Origin of the sequence: Sporolactobacillus inulinus, assembly GCF_006539285.1 — a bacterium.
GTDB lineage: Bacteria > Bacillota > Bacilli > Bacillales > Sporolactobacillaceae > Sporolactobacillus > Sporolactobacillus inulinus.
Genome location: NZ_BJMS01000093.1, coordinates 1 through 5,349 on the forward strand (window position 1 = coordinate 1; position 5,349 = coordinate 5,349).

General features: G+C 42.3%; 7 protein-coding genes. 5 read left to right on the forward strand and 2 right to left on the reverse strand.

The window, feature by feature from the left end; translation table 11 throughout:
* Positions 1-228 precede the first annotated feature (228 nt).
* Together SIN01_RS15700 and SIN01_RS11810 are read right to left on the reverse strand one after the other, a co-directional pair.
* Positions 229-408: an ATP-binding protein gene (locus tag SIN01_RS15700; protein WP_010026565.1), complete on the reverse strand. Its 180-nt coding sequence runs from the start codon at positions 406-408 to the stop codon at positions 229-231.
* Positions 405-1,289 (reverse strand): histidine kinase dimerization/phospho-acceptor domain-containing protein, encoded by an 885-nt coding sequence (locus tag SIN01_RS11810; protein ID WP_010026566.1) that lies wholly within the window; start codon positions 1,287-1,289, stop codon positions 405-407. The genes SIN01_RS15700 and SIN01_RS11810 overlap by 4 nt, the downstream gene beginning before the upstream one ends.
* 332 nt (positions 1,290-1,621) lie before the next feature.
* On the opposite strand from SIN01_RS11810, the gene SIN01_RS11815 reads away from it, so the two are divergent.
* From SIN01_RS11815 to SIN01_RS11835, 5 genes are all read left to right on the forward strand, one after another.
* Positions 1,622-1,912, forward strand: coding sequence for a FeoA family protein (locus SIN01_RS11815; RefSeq protein ID WP_010026567.1), 291 nt, complete (start codon positions 1,622-1,624; stop codon positions 1,910-1,912).
* A 22-nt stretch (positions 1,913-1,934) separates the two neighbouring features.
* The gene (locus SIN01_RS11820) at positions 1,935-2,156 is read left to right on the forward strand and encodes a FeoA family protein (RefSeq protein WP_010026568.1); all 222 of its coding nucleotides are present in this window, start codon (positions 1,935-1,937) and stop codon (positions 2,154-2,156) included.
* Between the two features lie 56 nt (positions 2,157-2,212).
* Positions 2,213-4,357, forward strand: a complete 2,145-nt coding sequence (feoB, locus tag SIN01_RS11825; RefSeq protein ID WP_047035291.1) for a ferrous iron transport protein B — start codon at positions 2,213-2,215, stop codon at positions 4,355-4,357.
* Positions 4,358-4,427: 70 nt separating this feature from the next.
* Positions 4,428-4,646: a FeoB-associated Cys-rich membrane protein gene (locus tag SIN01_RS15230; RefSeq protein WP_010027102.1), complete on the forward strand. Its 219-nt coding sequence runs from the start codon at positions 4,428-4,430 to the stop codon at positions 4,644-4,646.
* Positions 4,647-4,684: 38 nt separating this feature from the next.
* On the forward strand, positions 4,685-5,074 hold the full coding sequence (locus SIN01_RS11835) for a heavy-metal-associated domain-containing protein (protein ID WP_010027104.1): 390 nt from the start codon (positions 4,685-4,687) through the stop codon (positions 5,072-5,074).
* The last annotated feature ends 275 nt before the right edge of the window (positions 5,075-5,349 follow it).

Genomic DNA, 5,349 nt, shown 5'->3' on the forward strand with positions numbered 1-5,349 from the left:
AGTAAGGACTAGACGTAGCCTAGTTTATCTAATGAGGTTGTCTCAAGAAGGCATCCAAATGCTTGATGTATTTCGGCTTTCCATATCAACAGTATACGATTCCTCAAGAGTCACACGGCAACGCCCCGTCGCATCAATCCTTCATCATACTTTTTTAGCGGTTAAGCGTAGAGAGGAATGCCGATACGGGTTTTCGAGTTCTCATTTTGTGACATGTCCCGGAATGAATCAATCGTCCTGTTGTTTCCATTTAGGAAAACTTAGATGAAAGGTTGTTCCCTTATTTTCTTCACTTTGAACGCGGACAGAGCCATTATGATTTTTTATGATGGTATAGGTCACCATCAAGCCAAGGCCGGTTCCTGTTGCTTTTGTTGTGAAAAACGATCGGCCAAGGTTATGAATCAATGTTTCGGTATGCCTGATCCTGTATCCTGAATTGAGATTTGTTCGGTATTTGCTGTTGAAGAAAGCAGTATTGAAATCGTTCCACCTTTGGGAGTTGCTTCAAGAGCATTTTTGATCAGGTTGACGAATACTTGCTTCAATTGCGTTTTATCGCCATACAAACAGTGTCCGTCGCCATCGTCTGCTTCCAAACATAGTTTAATGTTCCGTTTCATCGTTTGCGTTTCAAATAAGCGCATACTTTCCTTTGCTATGGTCGTCAGATTAATCTTCGTAAAGCGATCACTTTTCGGTTTGGTGAAATAGAGTAATTCGGTTGTAATCTTCTCTATTTGTTCAATTTCACGCATAATTATTTCTAAGTACTCTTTATTGAGTTTTTCGCTCGTTTGCATTAATTGCAAGAATCCTTTAATTGAAGTTAGTGGATTGCGAATCTCATGGATGATCCCTGCTGACAATTCACCGATTACCGATAGTTTTTCTGATTGAATCAGGCTCTCTTCAGCAGCTTTGCGGGCACTGATATCATGAATTGACAGCTGGACTAAGGAGTCACACGCTTGAAGAAGCTGAAAATTAATGAGCACAGGGAGTTTAAAATTATTACTGGAATGGATGGTTAGCTGAAGTGAATGCTTCTCTGATTGACAGGTTGTGATCTTGGTGAGTGCATCGCGCAACAAAGGCATCTCTTCGGGGTTTACAAACATACCGATGGATATGCCGCTCAGCGGTGTCCGTTCATCAAACGAGAGTATTTGATTCGCAGATCGATTTGAATAGACAATTGTCTCATCACTAAGGACGAGAATTGCATCCGCGATTTGATCGATCATCTTTTTATAATTTAAATCAATCGAATTTCTGTTTCCCGACATAGATATGCCTCCTAAGAAAATCATAGGTTTATTGGTCATATTTGTAAATATGTATGTAGCACTTTCTTGAATTATTTCTATTATTTTGTTTGAATTTGCAAAAAAAGTTTGTAATGCGTCGAAAAAAAGAAAGAAAACGATAGGGATAAAGAAAAGTCAAAAATTGTTCATGACTATTGATTGTTATTTTTCTTATCATCCAGTACTATATAATTGATAACAATTATCATTATCAAGATTTTGCAAATTTGTGAATAGAGGTATTTCTCGATTTTCATTTTTAATAACCTTTTGTAATGGATGAACACCATTTGATTAGGAAGTGATTGATTTTGGATCAGAATAGTTCGCGTACATTTGATGGATTGAATTGTCATCAGCCCGTCTCACAACCAAGGTGTACTCATGCAATTCCGTTGAGTCTCATTCACAAAGGCGAAAGCGTTCGGGTGAAATGTGTTTGCGGCAAAGATGAAACACGCCGTTTCCTGATAAATCTTGGATTCGTCGAAAATGCTGAAGTCACCGTAATCACAGAGACGGATGGGAATGTCATTGTTTCTTTGAAAGGAACACGACTTGCGGTGAGCAAGGCCATGGCAAGACGTGTGATGACCGCTTGACAAAGAATTGGAGGCATCGATCATGAAAACATTGAAAGAAGCAAAACCAGGTGAGACCGTCGTTGTTGCACGGGTGAATGGAAAGGGTGCGCTGCGTAGGCGGATCATGGACATGGGGATCACCAAAGGAACGCAACTATTTATTCGAAAAATTGCTCCGCTCGGCGATCCTGTAGAAATCAATGTGCGCGGGTATGAACTGTCTCTTCGTAAAATGGAAGCAGAAAGCATTGAGCTTGTCTGAAATGCGGATACATGAGTCTGCTCAATCTTATGAATCATCTAAAGGAGGCATTTGACGTGACCTTGAAAATCGCTTTGGTCGGTAATCCCAATTGTGGTAAAACAACGATGTTTAATGATCTAACCGGCAGCAGTCAGTATGTCGGCAACTGGCCAGGGGTAACGGTCGAAAAAAAAGAAGGAAAATTAAAAGGGCACAAAAATAGTCTAATCACTGATTTACCGGGAATTTATTCTTTGTCTCCCTATACGCTTGAAGAGGTCGTTAGTCGAAATTATCTACTCAATGACTATCCGGATGCGATCATTAATCTAATAGATGGAACGAATTTAGAACGCAATCTGTATCTGACCACCCAGATCATTGAACTGGGTATTCCGGTTGTGCTTGCCATCAATATGATGGATGTTGTGAAAAAGAATGGAGATCGCATCAATGTTCAGCAACTCGAAAAAGAGTTCGGCTGTCCGGTCGTTCAAACGTCTGCAGTGAAAGGAGTAGGCTCCAAAGAAGCGGCATATAAAGCGATTGAACTTGCTGAAAAAGGGGAGGCGCTTGTGCCTAAACCGATCTTTAGCAAGCCTATTGAAGATACGCTTGAAACGATCTCTGCATTGATTCATGAACAAGTTGATCCGATTCGGTCGCGGTGGTATGCCATTAAATATTTTGAACGCGACGAAAAAGTACTCGCTGCTCATTCGTTACCCGACCATGTGTTGAAAAATGCGGAAACGACAATAAGAGAAGCTGAAGACCGTATGGAAGACGACAGTGAATCCATCATAACGAACGAGCGTTATGAATATATTGAACAAATTGTGCGGCATTCAGTACATAGGCACGAAAAAAAGCTGACTATTTCAGACCGAATTGACCGGGTTGTCACTAATCGATTCCTGTCACTCCCTATATTTATCGCAATTATTTGGTTTGTGTATTATGTTTCGGTGACTACTCTTGGATCAATTGTCACCGATTGGACAAACGATACTTTGTTTGGTACATGGGTGACTGAGGGTGCAACGAATCTGCTGAATGCTATTGGGACAGCTGACTGGCTGAATGATCTTATTGTTGATGGAATTATCAGCGGAGTGGGCACGGTGTTGGGCTTTGTCCCGCAAATGATGATTCTGTTTTTCTTTCTTTCTATTTTGGAGGATTCCGGGTATATGGCGCGAGTGGCCTTTATCATGGATCGGCTGTTCCGCCGCTTTGGCTTATCTGGAAAGGCGTTTATCCCTATTTTAATCAGTTCAGGATGCGGCGTACCTGGAATTATGGCCACAAGAACCATTGAAAATGATCATGACCGCAGAATGACGATTATGCTGACTACGTTTATCCCTTGTGGAGCTAAAATGGTAATTATAACCATGTTTGTCGCGACGTTCTTCCATCATTCCTCATGGGTTGCACCAACGATGTATCTATTGGGTATCGCCATGATTGCCTTTTCCGGAATCATTTTGAAAAAGACCAAAATGTTTGCCGGAGAACCTGCACCTTTTGTCATGGAATTGCCTGCCTATCATTTACCGTCGCTAAAAGGTGTTTGGATTCATGTGTGGGAACGTAGCAAACATTTTATTGTTAAGGCCGGCACGATAATCTTTATTGCCTGCGGATTAATTTGGTTCCTTTCCTCATTCGGTTGGAATTTGCGAATGGTCGAAGATGTGGATCATAGCATTCTAGCCGGACTCGGCAATACCATTAGCTGGGTATTCGCTCCGCTTGGATTCGGTTCTTGGAAAGGTACCGTCGCAACGATAAGTGCCTTAGTTGCCAAAGAAAATGCGATTAGTTCACTCGCTGTACTGAACGGAGTCGCAGACGAAGAAAATACACGAGCAGTTATTGCTGGAATCGGTTCTATGTTTACAAGCGTCAGTGCGCTCTCATTTATGCTGTTCAACCTCTTTAATCCGCCGTGTTTTGCGGCAATTGGTGCAACAAGCAGAGAGATGGGCGGCATAAAATGGACGATATTCGCACTTGGTTATCAGGTGCTGCTTGGCTATTCACTTGGCTTTGTCACCTATCAACTTGGCAGTGTCCTATTCCTGGGTCAGTCTTTTGGCTTTGGCGCTGCGCTCGCACTGGTCATCATTGTTATTGCCATTTATTTGCTCGTACGACCGGCCCCTGCAGCGAATAAAATGATTTTGGACAGAGGGCAACATGCCGGTGCTTAAATGAGTGAGTCAGCAATTGATGAATGCTAAAAACAATTGCGCTAGATCATGATGAAAGGAAGCGGCATTCATGAATAGTCAAACCCTAATCGTTCTTATCCTATTACTTGTATTATTTGCTCTGGCAATTCGTCATGCGATAAAGAGCAAGGGATCGTGCACGGATTGTGGATTAAGCGGCAACTGTCCGATTAAAGATTTACGCCGGAGTGCGGCGTTAAATCAAGGTAAGCCGGTTCACATCCAAAAATTGAAACGATCTGAGCTCAGAGAAATGATTCGCCGATAAGGAATAAGAAGGATCAATAATGAAAGGATCTGTGCGTATTGGCAACGGTTGTTATTAGCGCCATATTATTCGTTTTCGTATTATGCGCTTGTCGAAGTGCGTGGAAAAGGCAGCGCAACGGTTGTTGCGGCAATGACATCCAGCGGTTGAAGAAGGTTAAACGAAAGGACGGTCAGCGCAGAGATTATCCATACAGATCTCTGTTGACCATTGATGGGATGACCTGTCAAAATTGTGCGCGGAAGATTGAAAATGGATTGCGTTCCATGGACGGTGTGGACGCAACGGTTCGTTTGGATCAGAAAGCAGCTCTAGTGTGCATGAAAAGACCATTACCTGAGTCGTTGCTATGCAGCGCTGTTGCCAAAGTAGGGTACACCGTATTGAGGGCGGAGTCCTTGCCTCAGAGCGGGGACCGTACCCTTTAAACAATTCATGTGATCAAAGCAATGATAGCCTTTACATTTAAAAAGAAAGGGTTTACAATATTTATGTTATGAGCGATTAATGCCCATCATAATACTTTGCACCTTGCATGGTTACCCAGTTATTCTTGGGATCAGCGGCGATACCTTCACCGGAAGCCCATCACGGTGGAAAATGTATCTTTCGTTTCCGCCATCCCGATTTTCTCCTGATTCTTATCAGGGGATTTTTTTTACTTTGAAATTAGAAAAACCGGGCAAAAAGCACCCGGTCCTTA

Coding starts and splice junctions, on each gene's coding strand:
- SIN01_RS11810 (WP_010026566.1), bottom strand. CDS start 1,289: ATGTCGGGAAACAGAAATTCGATTGATTTAAATTATAAAAAGATGATC.
- SIN01_RS11820 (WP_010026568.1), top strand. CDS start 1,935: ATGAAAACATTGAAAGAAGCAAAACCAGGTGAGACCGTCGTTGTTGCA.
- SIN01_RS15230 (WP_010027102.1), top strand. CDS start 4,428: ATGAATAGTCAAACCCTAATCGTTCTTATCCTATTACTTGTATTATTT.